The organism is Novosphingobium profundi (assembly GCF_018491765.1).
Lineage (GTDB): Bacteria > Pseudomonadota > Alphaproteobacteria > Sphingomonadales > Sphingomonadaceae > Novosphingobium > Novosphingobium profundi.
The window spans coordinates 1-18,163 of sequence record NZ_JABWCU010000034.1; the positions used below are offsets into that span (position 1 = coordinate 1).

General features: G+C 64.7%; 12 protein-coding genes and 1 pseudogene. 6 read left to right on the top strand and 7 right to left on the bottom strand.

Annotation, left to right across the window (positions count from 1 at the left end):
* Together HT136_RS24320 and HT136_RS24325 are read right to left on the bottom strand one after the other, a co-directional pair.
* Positions 1-277: pseudogene (locus HT136_RS24320) on the bottom strand (sugar phosphate isomerase/epimerase); the annotation flags it as partial.
* Positions 278-308: 31 nt separating this feature from the next.
* Positions 309-1,472 carry a Gfo/Idh/MocA family protein gene (locus HT136_RS24325; protein WP_246544366.1) on the bottom strand — a complete coding sequence of 388 codons (1,164 nt, stop codon included), beginning with the start codon at positions 1,470-1,472 and terminating at the stop codon, positions 309-311.
* Between the two features lie 269 nt (positions 1,473-1,741).
* On the opposite strand from HT136_RS24325, the gene HT136_RS24330 reads away from it, so the two are divergent.
* The 4 genes from HT136_RS24330 to HT136_RS24345 all read left to right on the top strand — a co-directional run bounded on the left by HT136_RS24330 (position 1,742) and on the right by HT136_RS24345 (position 6,803).
* Positions 1,742-2,692, top strand: coding sequence for a sugar phosphate isomerase/epimerase family protein (locus tag HT136_RS24330; RefSeq protein WP_214202438.1), 951 nt, complete (start codon positions 1,742-1,744; stop codon positions 2,690-2,692).
* On the top strand, positions 2,692-4,014 hold the full coding sequence (locus tag HT136_RS24335) for a glycoside-pentoside-hexuronide (GPH):cation symporter (protein ID WP_214202439.1): 1,323 nt from the start codon (positions 2,692-2,694) through the stop codon (positions 4,012-4,014). Before HT136_RS24330 ends, HT136_RS24335 begins: the two co-directional genes overlap by 1 nt.
* Before the next feature lie 17 nt (positions 4,015-4,031).
* Positions 4,032-5,672, top strand: coding sequence for a GMC family oxidoreductase (locus tag HT136_RS24340; protein ID WP_214202440.1), 1,641 nt, complete (start codon positions 4,032-4,034; stop codon positions 5,670-5,672).
* A 102-nt stretch (positions 5,673-5,774) separates the two neighbouring features.
* Positions 5,775-6,803 carry a LacI family DNA-binding transcriptional regulator gene (locus HT136_RS24345; RefSeq protein WP_214202441.1) on the top strand — a complete coding sequence of 343 codons (1,029 nt, stop codon included), beginning with the start codon at positions 5,775-5,777 and terminating at the stop codon, positions 6,801-6,803.
* Between the two features lie 10 nt (positions 6,804-6,813).
* On the opposite strand, the gene HT136_RS24350 is transcribed toward HT136_RS24345, so the two are convergent.
* The 3 genes from HT136_RS24350 to HT136_RS24360 form a co-directional block, all read right to left on the bottom strand.
* Positions 6,814-8,109 (bottom strand): amidase, encoded by a 1,296-nt coding sequence (locus tag HT136_RS24350; RefSeq protein ID WP_214202442.1) that lies wholly within the window; start codon positions 8,107-8,109, stop codon positions 6,814-6,816.
* 91 nt (positions 8,110-8,200) lie between these two features.
* On the bottom strand, positions 8,201-9,736 hold the full coding sequence (locus HT136_RS24355) for a nucleoside hydrolase-like domain-containing protein (RefSeq protein WP_214202443.1): 1,536 nt from the start codon (positions 9,734-9,736) through the stop codon (positions 8,201-8,203).
* A gap of 161 nt (positions 9,737-9,897) precedes the next feature.
* Positions 9,898-12,021 carry a TonB-dependent receptor gene (locus HT136_RS24360; protein ID WP_214202444.1) on the bottom strand — a complete coding sequence of 708 codons (2,124 nt, stop codon included), beginning with the start codon at positions 12,019-12,021 and terminating at the stop codon, positions 9,898-9,900.
* 564 nt (positions 12,022-12,585) lie between these two features.
* Here HT136_RS24360 and HT136_RS24365 point away from each other — a divergent pair.
* A complete protein-coding gene (locus tag HT136_RS24365) occupies positions 12,586-13,818 on the top strand; it encodes an MFS transporter (RefSeq protein WP_246544368.1) in 1,233 nt (410 codons plus the stop codon).
* 219 nt (positions 13,819-14,037) lie between these two features.
* Here the strand turns inward: HT136_RS24365 and rutA are convergent, their stop codons facing one another.
* Together rutA and HT136_RS24375 are read right to left on the bottom strand one after the other, a co-directional pair.
* A complete protein-coding gene (gene rutA, locus HT136_RS24370; protein WP_214202446.1) occupies positions 14,038-15,117 on the bottom strand; it encodes a pyrimidine utilization protein A in 1,080 nt (359 codons plus the stop codon).
* Between the two features lie 35 nt (positions 15,118-15,152).
* Positions 15,153-16,544: an amidase gene (locus HT136_RS24375; protein WP_214202447.1), complete on the bottom strand. Its 1,392-nt coding sequence runs from the start codon at positions 16,542-16,544 to the stop codon at positions 15,153-15,155.
* Positions 16,545-17,339: 795 nt separating this feature from the next.
* Between HT136_RS24375 and HT136_RS24380 the strand changes: the two genes are divergently transcribed.
* Complete coding sequence (locus HT136_RS24380) at positions 17,340-18,158, top strand: alpha/beta fold hydrolase (protein WP_214202448.1); 819 nt, start codon at positions 17,340-17,342, stop codon at positions 18,156-18,158.
* Positions 18,159-18,163: the final 5 nt, after the last annotated feature.

Below are 18,163 nucleotides of genomic sequence, written 5' to 3' on the forward strand. Positions count from 1 at the left end.
AGGCCGGGTGGACCGCGACGAGCTGGCCCTGGAGGTGGGTCGAGAGCTCGGTGATCGCGATCCCCTTGTCGGCGAGCATGCCGGTGATCTCGTCGCAATAAGTCTGGCTTTCGGCCGCCTTCTCAAGGTCGAACAGGCGCGCGTCGTTGCTGGGCAGCTGAATCCCCTCGTAGCCGAGCGCGGCGGCCCAGTCGGCGATGCTCTCGAGGCTGTTGAAAGGGGCTTGCGGCCCGGCGAACTGGGCGAGGAAGATCGCCGGTCCCTTGATGGTCTTCATGGTGCTGGTCCTTGATTGTTCGAGGGTAAGGTCAGACGGTGAGGTTGACCCAGCCCAAGCCGTTCCGGCTCGCGTTCACGGCGATGGTGATGAGAGCCATACCCCGCAGGCCTTCGTAGGCCCCCGGGACGAGCGAGCCGTCCTTGCCGCGCAAGGTGCCCGCAAAATCACGATAGAGGTTGGCGAGCGATTCGATGAGCCCTTCGGGGTGCCCGCCGGGCAGGCGCGTGCCGGCCAGCGCCGAGACGCCGAGCGAGGCATCGCCCGCGCGCACGATCTCCAGGCCGCCTTCGGCCTTGAGCCAGGTCAGGTGGTTCGGGCTTTCCTGGCTCCAGCGAAAAGCGCCCTTGTCGCCGTAGATGCGGATGGCCAGGTCGTTGCCTTCGCCGGTCATGATTTGCGAGGCCATCAGAACGCCGCGCGCGCCGCCTTCGAAGCGCAGGAACATCTGGCAATCGTCGTCGAGTACGCGTCCGGGGACGACGGTTCCAAGATCGGCGTTGATCTGCGCGACGCGCGCGCCGGTCACGAATTCGGCGAGATGGAAAGCGTGGACGCCGATGTCGGCGATACAGCCACCAAGCCCGGCGCTCGCTGGATCGACGCGCCATTCGGCCTGCTTGCCCGAGGCTTCTCCGGCGAGCCAGCCCTGGTTGTACTCGACCACGACCTTGCGCAGGGTGCCGATTGCACCGGCCGCGATTCTCTCGCGCATTTCGCGCACAAGCGGATAGCCGGAATACGTATAGGTGAGGCCGAAGGGTACGGGCATTTCATCGAGCAGCGCCACGATCGCGCGGGCTTCCTCCAGCGTGGCCGTCATCGGCTTGTCGCTCATCACTGCGATGCCCGCTTCGATCGCGGCGCGCGCGGCGATGGCATGGTGGGCGTTGGGTGTGGCGATGGTGATGAACTCGATCCCATCTTCGCGTTCGGCCTCGGCGCTCAGCATGTCCTCGAGAGAGGCGTAGCCGCGCTCGGGATCGACACCGTAGGTCGCAGCGGCCTCGCGCGAACGGACCGCGTCGCGGCTGAAGGCCCCGGCAACGATGCGAATGTCCCCGTCAAGGCGGGCCGCGAGGGCATGGACCGGCCCGATGAACGAGCCGGCTCCGCCTCCCACCAGTCCCATGCGGACCGGGCCGGAACGCGCCTTGCTCGCGCAGCCACCGAGGGTATCGGAAATTGCAGACATCTTGGGGTCTCTCCTTGAGGTCGTGCCTGGCACGCCTCGCTCCTTTTGCGTCAAACAGGTGGTGCGCGCGTTCGGCTTGTCGGACGGCAACGCGAGCCTTTGTGAAAACGATACCATTCAACTTTGCCGAAATACCGCCAAATGCGCAAGTGCACTGGCAGGAAGCTTGACAAGAGCGCGCGAGTGCGGTTTTTGGTGGAACGTAAACCATTACATTTTCCGGTGCCGCGGCGCCGGGTCCTGGCTCTTTTCCCCAAGGTACCGTTTCCATGCTCTCTTTTGGCGTCGATCTCATTACGTTCTTCGATCCCGGCTTCTGGGGTGTCGAGAACGAGGAGCAGGTGATCGCCCTGGGTAAGGGGGAGCCCCTGTCCTTCTGGACCCGGATGCTCGACACGCTTCAGCAGAGCGGCATGCGCGGGATCGAGCTGACGTTTTCGCCGTTCAGCGCAGCCGATCTCATCGCCGCCTACGGGTCGAGCGAGGCGGCCGGCGAAGAGCTGGAGCGGCGCGGACTGGTGATCGCGGGCGGCTTTTTCGCGGACATCGCGATCGAAGGCGGCCTTGGCGATCCCGAACGCGAGGCGAAGTGGCTAGCCGATGGCGAGACCTTGGCGAAGCGCATTGCGCAGTGGGGCGGTACTTCGATGGTGATCGGCCTGCCGATGCGCGCGAGCTGGGACGCCGAACCGCCGATCTTCAACGATCTCGACGCGGCCCGTCTTGCTGCCAGTCTCGCCAATCGTCTCGGGGCGGTCACGCTGCGCCACGGCGTCAAGCTGGCGCTGCACACCGAGGCGCATTCGATGTTCTGCCAGCCGCGCGACGTCGACCTGCTCATGCTCCTGACCGATCCGGTTTATGTGGGTTTTTGCCCCGACAGTGCGCATATCCTGCTTTCGGGCGGAGATCCGGTCGAAGTGGCGCGCCGCCACGCCGAGCGCATCGTTACCGCGCACTGGAAGGATGCGACCGGCCCGATGCCGGTCCGCATTCCGATCGACAAGGGTGTCCACCACGCGCACCGTCCCTATTTCTGCGCGCTGGGCGCGGGATCCGTCGACTTCGGAGGCTGGGCGCAGGTCATGCTCGCCCGTCCCGATCTTGAATGGGCCATTCTGGAGATCGATGCCGTGCCCGATCCGTTGAAGGAAATCCGCGCTTCGCTGTCGTTCGCACGCACCGTTCCAGGTCTGTGCGCGGTCAAGGCCGCCTGCTGATGCGCGCGCCGGACGCTCTCAGCTGGCGGGAGAAGCTGAGCTACGGCTTCGGCAATTTCGGCGTGAACCTGTCGTTCGGCATGACGAGCGCCTACCTCCTTTATTTCTACACCGACGTCTACGGCGTCAGCGCGGGAACGGTGGCAAGCCTGTTCCTCTTCGCGCGCTTCCTCGATGCCGCGTTCGACCCGCTCATGGGGCTTGCCATCGACCGCACGCGCACGCGTTGGGGCAAGCATCGTCCCTGGCTCTTGTGGCTTGCCATCCCCTTCGCGCTTACCGGCGTGCTGGTGTTCTGGACGCCACCGCTTGCCGGAATGGCCAAGATTGCCTTCATCTTCGCGAGCTACACCTTGCTCGGCGTGCTCTATTCGGCGGTGAGCCTGCCGCTCAATTCGATGCTGCCTACACTCACGCGCGATCCGCGCCAGCGCAACACCGTCAATGCCTTGCGCGAACTGCTGGGTTCCTCGGCGACCGTGGGTATCAGCTACGCCGCGCTGCCGCTTGTGCGCCATTTCGCGAAGGGCGACGAGGCCAAGGGCTTCCTTGTCCTGGCCATCGGTCTGGCGCTGGTCACCGTGGTCGCGATGCTCAATGCCTTTGCCAACACGCGCGAGCGGGTGGCGCTTACGGCGGACGAGGTCGAGCAGCTCACCACGCGCCAGTCGCTCAGCGCCACGCGTGGCAATTGGCCGTGGATCGCAACGATGCTGGTGAACTTCTTCTTCTGGGTCGGCTTCACCGGGCACCTCCAGTCCTTCGTGTTCTACGCGAGCGAAGTGATGGGCGATGGCGATCTGACTTCGACGCTCACGCTGACGATGCTGGCCGTGCTCGTCGGCACCGGCCTGGCCGGTATTTGCGCCAATGCCATCGGCAAACGGCTGACCGGCGGGATCGGCGCGGCCCTGGCCGCACTGTTCACCGCGCTCATCCCGATGGGCGACAGCCTCCAGTGGCTGCTTGCTACCAACATCCTCGCCTATTTTGGGCAGGGCCTGATCGGGGGGCTGCTGTTTTCGCTGATGGCCGACGCGGTCGATTACGGCGCCTGGCGCTCGGGATACCGCGCGCAAGGGTTCCTCTTTGCCGCATCGAGCTTTGGCGTGAAGTTGGGCATGAGCGTGGGCGGCGCGGCCGGCGCCTGGTTTCTTGGCATGGCGGGCTATGCGGCAGGCATGCCGGCGACGCCCGCCGTCGTCACGGCGGTCAAGGCTGGGCACGCCTGGCTTCCGGCGGCCAGCTATGTCGCCATGGGTCTCAGCCTCCTCCTTTTCCGTTTCGCGCCCGCATATCGCCCCGGCGCTGCTGCATCCTGATCGGAGTTTCCTGAACGATGTCCGATGCCCAAGTCGCTTCGAGCTATGACTACATCATCGTGGGTGCCGGTTCGGCCGGCTGCGTTCTCGCCGATCGGCTGAGCCGTGACCCGACCAAGCGCGTCCTCCTGCTCGAGGCCGGGGGGCGCAACGAGGAACTGATGGTTCGCATGCCGCGCGGCATGGTCAAGATCTGGACCAAGCCGAAGTGGTACTGGCCCTTTCCCGCCGATGCGCAGGAAGGGCGCCCGGCGGGCGAAACCTGGTACTATGGCAAAGGACTGGGCGGTTCGAGCGCGGTCAACGGCACCTGGTATTTCCGCGGCCAACCGCGCGATTACGACGCCTGGGAAGAGCAGGGCAACCGGGGCTGGAACTGGGCCGCGATCGAGGAGGCCTATGGCGAACTTGAAGACTATCGCGGGCGCGGCAACTATGGCGCGCGCGGGCAGGGCGGGCCGATGCAGGTCACCCAGGTACGCGGTGACGGTGAACTGACCGAGGCGATTTTCGAGGCTGCACGCCAGAACCAAATTCCCTTCCACGAAGACGTCAACACGCCCGGCACGCAAGTTGCCGGGCCCACGCAGCAGACCGTCGACGACAGGGGCAAGCGGGTCACCGCCTGGACCGCGTTCCTGCGCGACGCGGGGCGGCGATCCAACCTGACGGTCCTGACCGAGGCGCTCGTCCACCGCGTGACCTTCGCGGACAAGGTCGCGACCGGTGTCGAGGTGACGCAAGGTGGCCGCACGCGCATCATCGCTGGCAAGCGGGTGGTCCTGGCTGCCGGTGTCCTGCAAAGCCCCAAGCTGCTTCAGCTCTCGGGGATCGGTCCGGCTGACGTGCTCGCGAAGCATGGCGTGGACCTCGTGCACGAGAACGCGGCGGTTGGCCGCAATATGAATGAACACATGATGTTCGCGATCTCTTGGCGCCTGAAGAACGCCAAGGGGCTCAACCACGAATTCCGGGGTTGGCGTCCCTACTGGCACGGGATCAAGTACATCCTGACCGGCAAGGGGTTGATGGCCTCGCTGCTTCCCGAAGTCTCGATCATGGCCTCGCTCGAGGCGGGCAGCGACTGGCCCGATCTGCAGATCGGCATTTCGCCTTATTCGATGGCCTCGTCGGCGGAAGACAAGCCCGAGGCCGGTCGTGGCCAGACCGAGGCGGTTCCCGGCATCACCGCGACCGCGTTCTGCCTGCGCCCCGGAAGCCATGGTTTCGTCGAGATGGCCTCGAAGGACCCCGCTGCGCCGCCGCGCCTGGCGCCGTGCTGGTTCTCGGACCCAGCCGACCGCACCACGATCCTGGCTGCGATGCGCCGGGTGCGCGCGATCATGCACGCGCCTGCCTTGGCCCCCTACCTCGGAGAGGAAACCGTGCCTGGACCCGAAGTCCAGAGCGACGACCAGATCCTTGCCGCTGCCGACTGGATGATCTCGACCGGCCTTCACGGCACGGGCACCTGCCGCATGGGGCCTTCGCAGGATTCCGGTCCGGGCGCGGTCGTGGATCCGCAGCTCAAGGTGCACGGCGTGGATGGGCTCTATGTTGCGGACTGTTCGGCAATGCCGACCCCGATCTCGGGCAACACGAATGGGCCGGCAATGGCCTTCGCCTGGCTGGCGGCAGGGGTCATCGCGCGCAGCTGATCGGATGGCGGCGTGCATGAACTGTGTGGGCGGCGTTTTTGCAGCGTTGGGGGCAGTGGCGGCACTTGTGCTGCCTTGCTCGCAATTGTACCGATATGGGCAATGGCAAACATAAAAGACATTGCTCGCGTCGCGGGGGTTTCGGTGGCAACCGTCTCGCGCGCCCTTAGCACGCCCTCGCTCGTGCGTCCCAAGACGATCGAGCGGATCGAGGCGGCGATTGCCGATCTCAACTATGAGCCGAACCACCTTGCCGCCGGTCTGCGTCGCCAGCGCAGCGATAACGTTATCGTTGCCGTGCCCAGCATCCACAACCCGTTCACCTCGGCCTTCGTCGAGGGGATCGAGAATGTTGCGCGTGCCAACCGCATGCGTGTCTTGCTCGGTATCACCGAGGGCGATCTCGAGGCGCTCAACAAGTATGCTTCGATGATCGCGGGCAAGCAGGCCGATGGCATGATCCTGCTCGAAACGAACCTGCCCGACATCGTCAACAACCCGCCCGCGCAAGGCAAGGTGCCGCCGATCGTGGCGGCGTGCGAATACCCGCCCGAATTACGCCTCCCGCGCGTCAGGATCGACAACCTGGAAGCCTGTGCGCTCGTCGTCGGCCACCTTGCCGAACTCGGCCACACCGCGATCGCGACGATTACCGGTCCGATCGGTCAATACATGTCGCAGGACCGTCTCTCGGGTTACAAGCTCGGGCTCGCGCGCGCGCGACTTGAATTCAACGAGACACTGGTGGCGCCGGGGGACTTTTCGCTGCAATCGGGTTATGACGCCATGGTGCGCCTGCTCGATGGCGGTGCCGAATTCACGGCCGTTGCTTGCGCCAACGACGAGATGGCGCTCGGCGCGCTCAGCGCCCTGCAGCACCGTGGCATCTCGGTCCCCGACGAGGTTTCGGTCGCCGGCTTCGACGACTTGCGCTTCGGGGCCTTTTCTTCCCCGCCGCTGACCACCGTGCACAGCCCGACCGTCGAGATCGGCGAGGCGGCGATGCGGCTCATGCTAGATGCGTTGCTTCCGGCCGACCAGCAACCACCTGCGCGCGAGGTAATCCTGCCGCACCGCCTGATCGTCCGTCAGTCGACGGGGGCGCCGGGCAAGCGTCGCCGCAAGGGCTGACGCGGCCCACTCAGGCGTCGGTCGGGAAGATCCCCCGCGAGGCAAGACTGTCTTCCAGGCGCTGGGCAACGGCGACGAGGCGGCGGTCGGCATAGCGGGGGCCCGTCAACGAGATGCCAATTGGCATGCCACCTTCCCCCCGCGCGAGCGGAAGGTTCAGGACGGGGGCCTGGAGCAGTGTCCAGGGCTGGTTGAACAGCGGATCGCCGGGACTACGACCAATCGGGGCAACGCCCGGAGCGCTGGGTGCCAGCACACCGTCGAGCCCTGCAATCGCCTTTTCGTAGGCCAGCATCGCCAGTGCGGCGCGGTCGCGTGCCTGGCGAAGACGGGCATCGTCGAACTGGTCGAGCGACCCGGCCCGCAGATGGAAGTCAGGATGCAGGAGCTCGCCCCGGGCTTGCGCCAGGTTGCGGAAGGCGGCGGCGCCTTCGCGGAACAGGATCGCGCGATGGTCATCGTTGAGGTGTTCGAAGTCGGGCAGGCGGTCGATGACCTCGATCGCGATTCCGGCTTCGCCCAGCTTGGCAAGGATACCTTCGAGCGCGGCCTGGCCATCGGCGCTCATCGTGTCCCACCAGGGCGTGCGAAACCAGCCGAGGCGCAAGTCCCCGGTGTCGGGTACGGGGCCCGCCTGGGCGAAACCGTAGACCGAACAGACGCGGTCGATCAGCGCGAGGCTGCGCGTGTGCCAGCCGACCGTGTCGAAACTGTTGGCGTAAAACTTCACGTCCTCGCGACTGACGAGGCCCCAGCTTGGCTTGAACCCGTGCACACCGCAGAAGCTGGCCGGCCGTATCGTCGAGCCGCCGGTTTGCGTTGCGAGGGCGAGGTCGACGTGGCGGTCGGCGACCGCGGCGGCAGAGCCGGCGGAAGAGCCTCCCGGCGTCCGCTCGGGATTGTGTGGATTGGCCGTGACGGCGTTGCGTCCGGCGGCGGCGAATTCGGTGGTGTCGGTCTTGCCCAGGATCACTGCGCCCGCTGCGCGCAGCGTCTCGACGCAGGGCGCGTCGTGCGAAGCGACCTGACCGGTGAACAGCGGCGAGTTGTGCGTGAGCGGCATGTTCGCCACCGCGATCACGTCCTTGACGCCGACCTTGATGCCATGGAGCGGGCCACAGGCCGTGATGGGCAGAGCGTCGAGCGCGCGGGCTCGGGCAAGGGCTGTCGCTGCATCGACATGGGTCCAGGCCCGCACGGTGGTATCGCGCTCGGCTATGCGCGATAATGCTGCGCGGACCTGTCCCTCGATCGTGCTCTTCACGCTGGCAACGCTCGTCGATGGGGAGCCGGTTTTGGCGTGCATGCTGGAAACTCCGGAGGGACCAGGCACCAAATTGCCCTTATGTGCTGCGTATGTAAAGGTTTACAAGTGTGCACTGTGCAACACGGCGCAATTATTTGGGCGTTGATTCCACGGTCACTAGGATGCGCCGATAACGAGTGAGTGCCGGGGTGCCATTGTCGGTCACGGCGAGGATCACGTGGGTCGTGCCGCTGGCCGGGCAGGGCGGCGCCAGCTTGGCGAGCCATCCTGGCGTGCAGCTCGCCTTCGCGTCTATCGTGACCTTGGCCGTATCGGCATCGGCCAGTTCGACGAGGGCCGGGCGGGTTCCGCTGGCGACTCCGGCTTCGCCGTAGACGAACCAGGCGTAGTGAAGCGCGTCGCCGTCGGGATCGTGGCTGGCCGACGCGTCGAGCGTGAGCGACTGGCCTTCGCGCAACGTCCGCGTGAGCACGTCCTGTCCGCCCGATCCGTCGATGACGGGTTCGGGCGCGTGGTTGCTCTGGGCGAAGGGCTTGATTGTCCAGTCCATGCGGGCGGCGAAATCGTTCTGGAAGGCCTCGCGCCAGCGCCAGATCGTGGCCTGGTCGGAAGTGTGGGGGCGGCCATCGGAGCTCGTGACAGTGTCTTGCGAGGCGACGCGGTAGAACAGGTCGCCGCCCTGGGTCCAGATCGGGTGCGTTTCGCCATATGGCTGGCGTTCAATGTAGCGACCGCCCCAGCCGCCCCAGTCGGGCGAAGTCCATGACGCGAGGCCATTGTGGATGAGCCCGAGGAAGGCGGGCGTGTCCCCCTCCATGATGAACCAGTAGTGTGGATAGTGAGCGCCCAGGGGTCCCTTGCGGATGTGGCTGTCGAGCCACTCGTTGCTGACCGGGGTGAAGTCGGCACCCTCGCCATTGCGATAGTATTGATCTCCGCTGATCCCGGTCCAGGTCGCCTGCGCGAACGCGCCGCTGTCGGGTGTCGAAGGGGTGCCGATCCAGAACAGCTCGGGGAATTCGCGGCGAATCCATGGTCCCGCATCGTCCTGGTCGGAGATCGCGTAAACGCGAAGGCTCTGCACGAATGCGGCGAGCGCTTCGCTGCTGCGCGTGGCGCGCACGTGGGCGAGCGCTTCGGCCAGCGTATTGGCGCCGCCCCACAAGTTGACCCAGAGCGGTCGCGGGTCCTTGCGATCGGCCGCCGCGATGAGCTGCAGTGCGCCCTTGCTGGGATGTTCGGCATCGATCGCGTCGAGCCCGTATCCGGCCGGGCCACTCGCGATCACCCCGTCGAGCTGCGCGGCGCTTGGCCAGCCGGGGGCGTTTTGAAGGAGCATCGGTCGGACGACCCCGAAGTCCTTGACGATCGCGTGCATGGTCTCGGGGTGGGTCACGCTGCGTTGGAAGGTCGACGTCGTGGCAACCAGCCCCTCGATGTCGATCTCGTTCGAATAGAGGAGCAGGCGTACCAGCGACATCTGGTCGTCGGGCTCATTGCCGATGTCGCTGAGGACGAAGAGGCGTTGGTGGGTGTTGTCCTGGCTCGTGCGGATTTCGCCCGGCCCGGGGTGCTCCCGCGCGGCAAGCGGGCCACCCGGACATGCGAGGGTGGCGCAAATCGCCAGCGCAAAGGCGGTTCGTCCGATCTTTGGGAGGCGGGGCATGGTGTCGGGGTCCTTTCGATCCGTTCGCTTGGGTCGGCACCGTTTGCCGCGCGTTCGCGATGATGGCGAAAAAGGCCCCGGACTGGCAAGTCCGGGGCCTCTCTCGCGGCCCTAGGTAACGGGGGATGAGGAGGAGAGAGCCCCCCGTTCCGGGCTGGTGATCAGAAGCGGTAGGTGACGCGGGCGCCCCAGGTGCGCGGATCGGCGAACTGCACCAGGTAACCGCCAGCGTAGGAGGCTTCTTCCGAGCTCGTCAGGATCACCGAATCCTCGAGATTGCGCACGTAGGCCGAGATTTCGAAGCCCGAGGTCTCGCTGGGTACGTAGGTCAACATGAGGTCGGTCTTGGTGTAGGCCTTCTGCATTTCCGCGTCCGAATTGCGGAAGGTGAAGAAAGACTTTGACTGGTAACGGCTTTGCACGCGGGCGGTAAGCTTGCCATCGCCGATCATGAAGTCATGGCTGTAACCTCCCGAAAGAGCCCAGGTGGGGGCCTGTGGCAGGGTGTTGCCAGCATACTGCGTGCCACTGTTCTCGAAGTCGGTGTAGCGCGCATGGAGGTAGGCGACGGTGAAGTCGACCTTGTCGGCGAGCGTCGGGAGCCAGTTGGTTTCCAGTTCGCCGCCATAGATGCGCGCGGTGCCGGCGTTGAAGATGCGCGAGATCGCCGTTTCGGGATCGTTCTGCTGCACTTGCAGGTCGGTGTAGTCGTAGAGGAAGCCGGACAGGTTGACCTGCAGCGTGTTGCCCAGGAAGCGGTTCTTCAGGCCCGCTTCGTAAGCCTTGATGCTTTCCGGACCATAGGTGTATCCATTCTGGAAACCGCCCGCCTTGAAGCCGGTGTCGAACTTGGCGTAGACGAGATTGTCCGGCGTTGCCTGCCAGTTGACGCCCAGGTGGTAGGTGTCCTTGCCGCCGCTGTAGCGCGCATCGACGTCGCTGTAAGTGCCGGCGATGAGGCTGTAGCCGACCTGGTGCTTCTTTTCCTCGGTGTAGCGCGCACCGGCCTCGACCTTGATGTCAGGCGTGATCTCGTAATAGGCCTGCGCGAAGGCGGCATAGGACTTGGCCGTTGTATCATAGTCGAAGGTGTAGAAATTGTAGGGCGTGGTGCCGCCCAGGCCGTGGACCTGGAAGTAGGTGAGAGCGTCACTCTTGTCCCAGAAGTAGTAGAGTCCCGCCTGCATGCCGAAGGGGCCGGTGCCATTCGTGCTGAAGCGCAGTTCGTGGTTCTGGGTGTCGGTGGTGCCGTCGGTCGGGAATCCGTACTGGTAGTCGGTGCCACCGTCCTGGTCGTTGTCGCGGCGCAGGTGCTGGGTGCGGTAGCCGCCGTAGTACGACACCGTGATCGGGCCGAAGTCGTAATTCAGGTTGGCGCGGACGTTCTTGATGTCGAGGTCGATGAAGCCCTGGTTGTCGAGCGCCCACTTCGTGTCGCTACCCAGCTTGAGCGTGCCGTCAGCCTTCACATCGTCATAGGAAATGCCCTTGATGACGGCGCCGACGCCGCCGACATGCGTGTATTCGCCGGTGATGAGGCCGGTGAAGGCGCCGCCATCGTCGTACGAGAGGTGCAGGCGCGCAGCCTGGCTGACGTCGTCGTTCCCGCCCTTGGTGACCGCACCGCCGGTCGATGCCAGGCTACCGTTGTCGCGGTAGGCATCGCGCTGGTGGACCGAAAAGGCGCCGCGTGCGGCAAAGCCGTTGCCCAGCGGTACGTTGAGCATGCCTTCGGCGATCATCAGGTTCTTGTAGCCGTACTCGAGCGCCATCGAGCCCTCGAGCTTGTCGCTCGGCTTGGCGGTCGAGATGTTGATCGCGCCCGCCGTCGAGTTGCGGCCATAAAGCGTGCCCTGGGGGCCGCGCAGGACTTCGATGCGTTCGAGGTCGAAGAAGCCGACGTTGAGCGCGGTGCCGTTCTGCAGGTAGAAGTTGTCGATGCTCACCGCCACCGCCGGGTTGCCGGTTTCGGTGTAGTCGCGGCTCGAAACGCCGCGGATGGTGATGATCGTGTTCTGATTGTTCTGCGCAATGCCGAGGGTGGGCGCGATCGCGGTAAGTCCGTTGACGTCGCTGACGCCGTTCTTGACCAGTTCGTCACCGGTGGCGACCGTCATCGCGATCGGGGTCTTCTGTGCCGTGCTTTCGCGCTTTTCGGCGGTAACGACGATCTCACTGATCTGGCCGCCCTTGCTCTCGGCCTCCTGGGCCATTGCGGCGGTGGCGCTCGTTGCCGAAGCGATGGCCATAGCCAGCGCGAACGTCGAAGTCCGTGTCGGAAGCATGGTTACCCTCATCTGCATTGTTTTCCCCTTCGCGTCGTCGCGCGTTATGACCAATCCCGTATCGTTCGTACTTGTGTCTCTCGCCTCCTCGGGCGCCTGATCGGAGCCAGCAGCAGGCGTGCGAGAACGATTACATTCAAAGGTGTATCGCAATCCGGGGGGCTTGGGAATAGGCCATTTGACTATCCTTTGACGAAATTCCCGACCTAACCTTCAGGCTAAAAATCAGATTTATCTAATTGAATTATATATATAAAATGAAAGACTATAGAGTGGTATCGGCTCGCGTTGGCTCCAACGTCCATCCATATTCGCATAGGGGGCAGCCGACGGATCTGGCAGGTGATTCGCCTCGGGTAAAATCCATTGCAGCGCGGCGAATGGTGGGGTCGTCTCGCTAAGCCGAAGGTATGGATTACATCTCTCGATTTCGGGCGATGTGGGCGTTTCGAAAAATGGCGTATTTCGGTAAATCCGGTGAGATTGGCGCTATCAACGATTTCAGTCGCTCGGATTGCGCGATGTAACCCTTTACACTATACCCTGGGCATGGCCCATTTCCGCTTGTCTGCCGCCACTTCGCCCGCACATACGGAGCGACCGCCAGCCATCCTGCCCGCTTTGGTCACGACTACGGCTGTCCAGACACTGTCGACGGCGACGGCGCTCGTTCTGACGGGCATCGCTCCGCTCGTGGCCGGCGATTTCGGTTTGTCGGCGCACTGGGTCGGTTACCAGATCAGCGTGATCTACAGTTCGGGAATGCTGGCGTCGGCCTGTGCGGGAACTTTGATCGGGCGCTTCGGCCCGGTGCGTATCGAGCAATTGGCGCTGGCCTGCTATGCGCTGGCTCTGGGGCTGCTCACGTGCGCGAACACCTGGCTTGCCCTCGCTGGATCGCTGATCATCGGCGTCGGCTACGGGGTTCAAAATCCGGCTTCGGCGCAAATCCTCGGCGCGGTGACGCCGCCGCATCGCCGCTCGCTGATCTTCTCGATCAAGCAGGCGGGGGTTCCGCTGGGCGGCGTCCTTGCAAGCCTGCTTTATCCGGTGCTGGCGCCGCTCATCGGATGGCGCGTCGCGCTCGCGATCACGGCCGTACCGTGCCTCGCGCTGCTGGTGCTTCTGGGGCGTCATGCCGGCCCGCGACCCGGTGGGCGCAGAGCGGTACTCGCGCCGGGGCTTAAAGCCAATTTTCTCGCCGAGCAGCGTTTGGTCTGGGGTGATCGTCGCCTGCGCGTTCTCGCCATGCTGGGCATGCTCTACTCTTCGTTGCAGCTTTCGCTGTCCGCTTTTGCGGTCTCGATGCTCGTCGATCATGGCTGGACGTTGCTCCAGGCGGGCGGCGTGGCGGGGGCGATGCAGGCCTGCGGGGCCGTCGGGCGCATCTGCTGGGGCGGCGTGGGCGACCGGTTCGGCGGTTTCCGCGTGTTGGCGCTGATCGGCTTCGTTGCCTTTGGCTGCATGCTGGCGCTGGGACGTCTCGACGTCCTGCCCGGCGCGGTGCAGGTCGGCATCCTCTGCCTCTTCGGCTTCACGATGAGTGGCTGGAATGGCGTGCTCATGGCGGAATCCACGCACTATTGCGCGCCTGAGGACGCGGGGCGCGTCATCGGCGGGTCGCTGGTCTACACCTTCCTCGGCGTTATCCTGGGGCCTTCGGTCATGGCGGCTCTCTATACGTTTACCGGCGATTACGGCGTGACCTTTGCCGGCCTTTCGCTCGTCGCCATCCTTGGTGCGGTGATGGCGGCCCTGACGGTACGTCACGGCGCCCGGTACGAGAGCCGGACCTGAGGCAGGGACTGGCCGGAACGGCGCAAGGCGCGATCAAGGCGCGCTTGCCTGCCTCCACTCCAGACACAAAAGTACGGCGGCCGCGCTAGGACGACCGCCGTTGCAGTTCGACTTCCATGCCGTTCGAGGCGCCACGGAAAGCGAGGGTGTGAGATGCCGTTTCGCGCCTAGCCTTCCCGCAGGCGGTCCTGCGGGAGGGCTAGGCGCCTTCGAACTTGATCAAGCCGTGGCGAGACGATCCGCGCGGCACGCCATGAGCGGCTGCACCTTTTCGCCGAAGTCGACCAGGCCCTTCTCAAAATCGTCGAACGTCAGCATGATGCCGGCCGTTCCGGGGATCGAGGCGGCTTCGTCGAGGAGCTTGGCGACGGTTTCGTAAGACCCGATGAACGTGCCGATGTTGAAGTTGATCGCCCCTTCGGGAAGGTTGATGTGGCGTGCGGTACTGTCGGCGCCGGCGGTTGTGTCGGCGTTGCCCTGGTCGAGCATCCAGGCAAGAGCGCCCATGTCAGCACCTTCTTGATAGCTTTCCCACTTGGCCATGGCGGCCTCGTCGGTCTCGTCGGCGATCACCATGCACAGGATATAGGCGCCGACGTCACGGCCGCTCTTCTCGCCCGCGGCGACGAGGCGCTCGACCTGCCCGCGGTGCTGGGTGGGCTGGTTGATCCCACCTGCGGTAACGAAGTTGTAGTCGCCATAGTTGGCGACGAATTCCATGCCGCGGTCCGACTGTCCGGCACCGACGATCTTGATCGACGAGGATGGCTTGGGCAGCAGCTTGCAATCGTCCATCTGGAAGTGCTCGCCCTTGAAGTCCGAGCTGCCCTTCTCCCACAGGTCTTTCATGACCTGGACGTATTCGGTGGCATAGTCGTATCGGTAGCCGAAGTAGGCATTGCCCGGCCAGACGCCCATCTGGGTGTATTCGCCCGGAGCCCAGCCGGTCACGATGTTGACGCCGAAGCGGCCCGGGGCGACCGAATCCGCGGTGATCGCCATGCGCGCGACCATGGCCGGGGGCAGGGTGAGGATCGCGGTTGAGGCGAAGAGCTTGATCTTGTCGGTTACCGCCGCGAGCGCGCTCATCAGCGTAAAGCTTTCCAGGTTGTAGTCCCAGAATTCGGTCTCGCCGCCGAAGCCGCGCAGCTTGATCATCGAGAGCGCGAAATCGAAGCCGTAGCCCTCGGCGGTCTGCACCAGCTTCTTGTTCATCGCGAAGCTGGGCTTGTACTGGGGCGCGTTCTTCGAGATCAGCCAGCCGTTGTTGCCGATCGGGATGAAGAGACCAATGTCCATCTAGGTGAAACTCCGGATAGGTGTGGGAGAGAAGGTCAGGCCGTGACGGTGAGCCCCGGTGTGCGGGTGAGCCAGCCGGTCGCGGCTTCGTAGGCGTTCCCGGCCTGGATCAGCCGCGCTTCGCTGTGCGGCGCGCCGATGAGCTGCAGGCCGAGCGGAAGGCCGCGGCTGTCGAATCCCATCGGGGTGACGAGCGCCGGGAAGCCAAGCACCGAGACGACGCGGGTGAGGGCGGAGAGATCACCGATCATCGCCTGCATTGCCGCACCGGCGGTCACTTCGACTTCGCTGGCAAGGGGGACGCGCATGCGCGTCGCCGGAGTCAGCAGCAGGTCGACGTGCACGAAGGGGCCAGCAAGCATCGCTTCGCGTGCGGCTTCGCGCTGGTCAAGCGCGGCGCTGTAGGCTGCGGGGGTGGTCGCTGCGCCGTCGAGGAGGCGATTGCGTACTTGCTCGCCTAGATCCTGCGGCTGCTCTGCAAGGTGGCGGGCGTGGTAACGTGCGCCTTCGCAAAGTGCGATCGTGCCGGCGAGGCGGGTGTAGGGGGCATGGTCCGGGATCGCGACGTCAACAACTTGAGCGCCGAGCTCGGCGAAGAGGCTCGATGCAGCGGCGTAGGCCTCGGCGACTTCGGGGTGCAGGTCTTCGTTGAAGAAGCGGGTGGGCAGCCCGATACGAAGACCCTCGAGGCCCCTGCCGATCTGCGCGCCATAATCGCGCCCGTTGAGCGTCAGCGCGTTCATCAGCAGTGCCAGCGCCCGGCTTGAGGTGGCCAGCGGCCCGGCGGTATCGCAGGTGTGCGAGAGCGGCATCATGGCGTAGTCGGGCAGCAGTCCGTTCGTCGGCTTGAGCCCGGCGACGCCACAGAACGCGGCGGGCAGGCGGACCGAACCTCCGGTATCCGAGCCAAGCGCTGCGGGCACGATGCGGGCAGCGACGGCTGCTCCCGAGCCGGAGGACGAGCCGCCCGAGATCGCTTCTTCATTCCAAGGGTTGCGACAGCGCCCGAGATGGGCGTTGTGCCCGGTGGGGCCGAGCGCGAATTCGGCCATGTGCAGGCGGCCGATGGTGATGGCGCCGGCCGCTTCGAGCCGCGCGATGAGTGGGGAGGTCTCGTCGGGACGCAAGCCTTGCCATATGCGCGAGCCGGCCTCGGTCAGCTCCCCGGCGCGGTAGAACATGTCCTTGTGGGCGAGGGGAACGCCATGGAGCGGCCCGCGCAAGTTGCCTGCGGCGCGTTCGCGGTCGCAGGCGCGGGCGACCTCAAGGGCCCGTTCGGCCTCTATGGCGACGACGGCGTTGAGATCCGCATTGGCCTGGGCGCGGGCAATGGCGGCGCGCACCGCATCTTCGCTGCGGATCGATCCCGAAGCGATAGCCTCTGCAAGATCGCACAGTTCCTCGGGGAGCGGGCGGCGGTCAGCCATCGGACGGTCTCCATTGCGCCAAGGCGCGTGCGATTGGGGGCGACACGTCGGTCGCCGGAACGGGAAAGAGGCGATGCAGCGGTCGGGAGGAGGTTCGCTCGCTGCATCGCCTCTATCACGTGAAGTGAAACCGATCAGGGTGACGGGGCGAGCGCGGAAAGGGACAATTCCACACTCGCCGCGTGCCAGTGGCGGAAAGCACGAGCGCCCATCTGGGCGCTGCCAGCCAGCCTTGGTTCGGTTCGCTTCTCGTGATGGCGCTTTCCGATCCTTGCGGATCTTCCTGCGCCGGATGATGTTCGTTTTCATGAGAATGCGTGATTCGAAATTTTATGCAAGGGGGCATGGCGTGTGACGTCAGAGCTATTGATATAAATAATTGAATTTATGTATTTTAAATATCGACTTCGGTGCCGGGGGTGCAAGCGGAGCGGTGTGCCTTCGGGATTGGTTGGGAGGTGCCTTCAGATCGTTGGGGGCTTCATGATCTCCTGACGATCGGGTGATTTCGCAGCCGCATGGTCAAACCAAGTGCGCAATTCATCGGAATTGCCGGTGTTGAGTGCCGGCCGTTGCTGCGATGCGGCATGATGTAACCGATACCATTCACGGGTGCTCTCGATTGCTCGCGTGCCTACAATCGAGATTGAAATGTCGTGCCGGATTCCGCTTGTCGGATTTTCGATGTTTGGTGTGTGCGCCGGCACGTGCAGGTGTTCAGATTGGATTTGAGGTGATCTGCTTGCTGTCTGACAGTGCGCGGATGGGCCAAGAATAAGCGAATGAGGTGATGACGTGAAGCGCTGGTCACAACGAGGATATGCCGAGGGGCCCTATGGACAGATCCATTTTCGGCATGAGGGCGGAGGCGATGGGTCGCTCGGTGCCCTGGTCCTCTTGCACCAGGCACCCATGACGTCGGCCCAGTTCGACTGGGTTCTGGGGCCGCTTGCCGCCCGTGGTTTTCACGCAATCGCCATCGACATGCCCGGCTTCGGTATGTCCGATCCGGTTCCGGGCGTTCCCCGGGTCGAGGATTGGGCGGCGATCGTTCCAGCCGTCCTCGACGCGCTGGGTTATGCGCAAGCGGTCGTTCTCGGCCACCATACCGGTGGCATGGTGGCGACCGAAGTCGGCATCCAGTTTCCCGAGCGTACGCGCGCGGTCATCATCAACGGCCCGATGCCTTTGACCGACGCCGAGCGCGAGGACTTCATGGGCGGAATGTACCTCAAGGAGCGCGAAATGACAGCGCTCGATGACGGCACGCAGTTCAATATGGCGCACGCGGCGCGCACCGGGCTTGCAAAGGGAACGGTCCCGGCCTCGCGCATCTGCGAATACGTAGTCCAGGCGTTCCAGGGGCAGGGCGATTATTGGCATGGCCACCACGCCGCGTTTCAGTACCGGCAGGAAGAGACGATCCTGCGTCTCGATCGTCCGGCCCTGATCCTGACGAACACCGGTGACGTGATCTACGACCACGCGGTGCTCGCGCATGGGATGCGCCCGGACCTGGGCTTCGCCGCGCTCGAGGGGGGCGGGGTCGACGTGGTCGACCAGATGCCCGAGGAATGGGCGGATGCCGTGGCCGCCTACGTCCGGGGGCTTTGAGAACA

Coding starts and splice junctions, on each gene's coding strand:
- HT136_RS24345 (WP_214202441.1), top strand. CDS start 5,775: ATGGCAAACATAAAAGACATTGCTCGCGTCGCGGGGGTTTCGGTGGCA.
- HT136_RS24325 (WP_246544366.1), bottom strand. CDS start 1,472: ATGTCTGCAATTTCCGATACCCTCGGTGGCTGCGCGAGCAAGGCGCGT.
- HT136_RS24350 (WP_214202442.1), bottom strand. CDS start 8,109: ATGCACGCCAAAACCGGCTCCCCATCGACGAGCGTTGCCAGCGTGAAG.
- HT136_RS24335 (WP_214202439.1), top strand. CDS start 2,692: ATGCGCGCGCCGGACGCTCTCAGCTGGCGGGAGAAGCTGAGCTACGGC.
- HT136_RS24330 (WP_214202438.1), top strand. CDS start 1,742: ATGCTCTCTTTTGGCGTCGATCTCATTACGTTCTTCGATCCCGGCTTC.
- rutA (WP_214202446.1), bottom strand. CDS start 15,117: ATGGACATTGGTCTCTTCATCCCGATCGGCAACAACGGCTGGCTGATC.
- HT136_RS24340 (WP_214202440.1), top strand. CDS start 4,032: ATGTCCGATGCCCAAGTCGCTTCGAGCTATGACTACATCATCGTGGGT.
- HT136_RS24355 (WP_214202443.1), bottom strand. CDS start 9,736: ATGCCCCGCCTCCCAAAGATCGGACGAACCGCCTTTGCGCTGGCGATT.
- HT136_RS24375 (WP_214202447.1), bottom strand. CDS start 16,544: ATGGCTGACCGCCGCCCGCTCCCCGAGGAACTGTGCGATCTTGCAGAG.
- HT136_RS24360 (WP_214202444.1), bottom strand. CDS start 12,021: ATGCTTCCGACACGGACTTCGACGTTCGCGCTGGCTATGGCCATCGCT.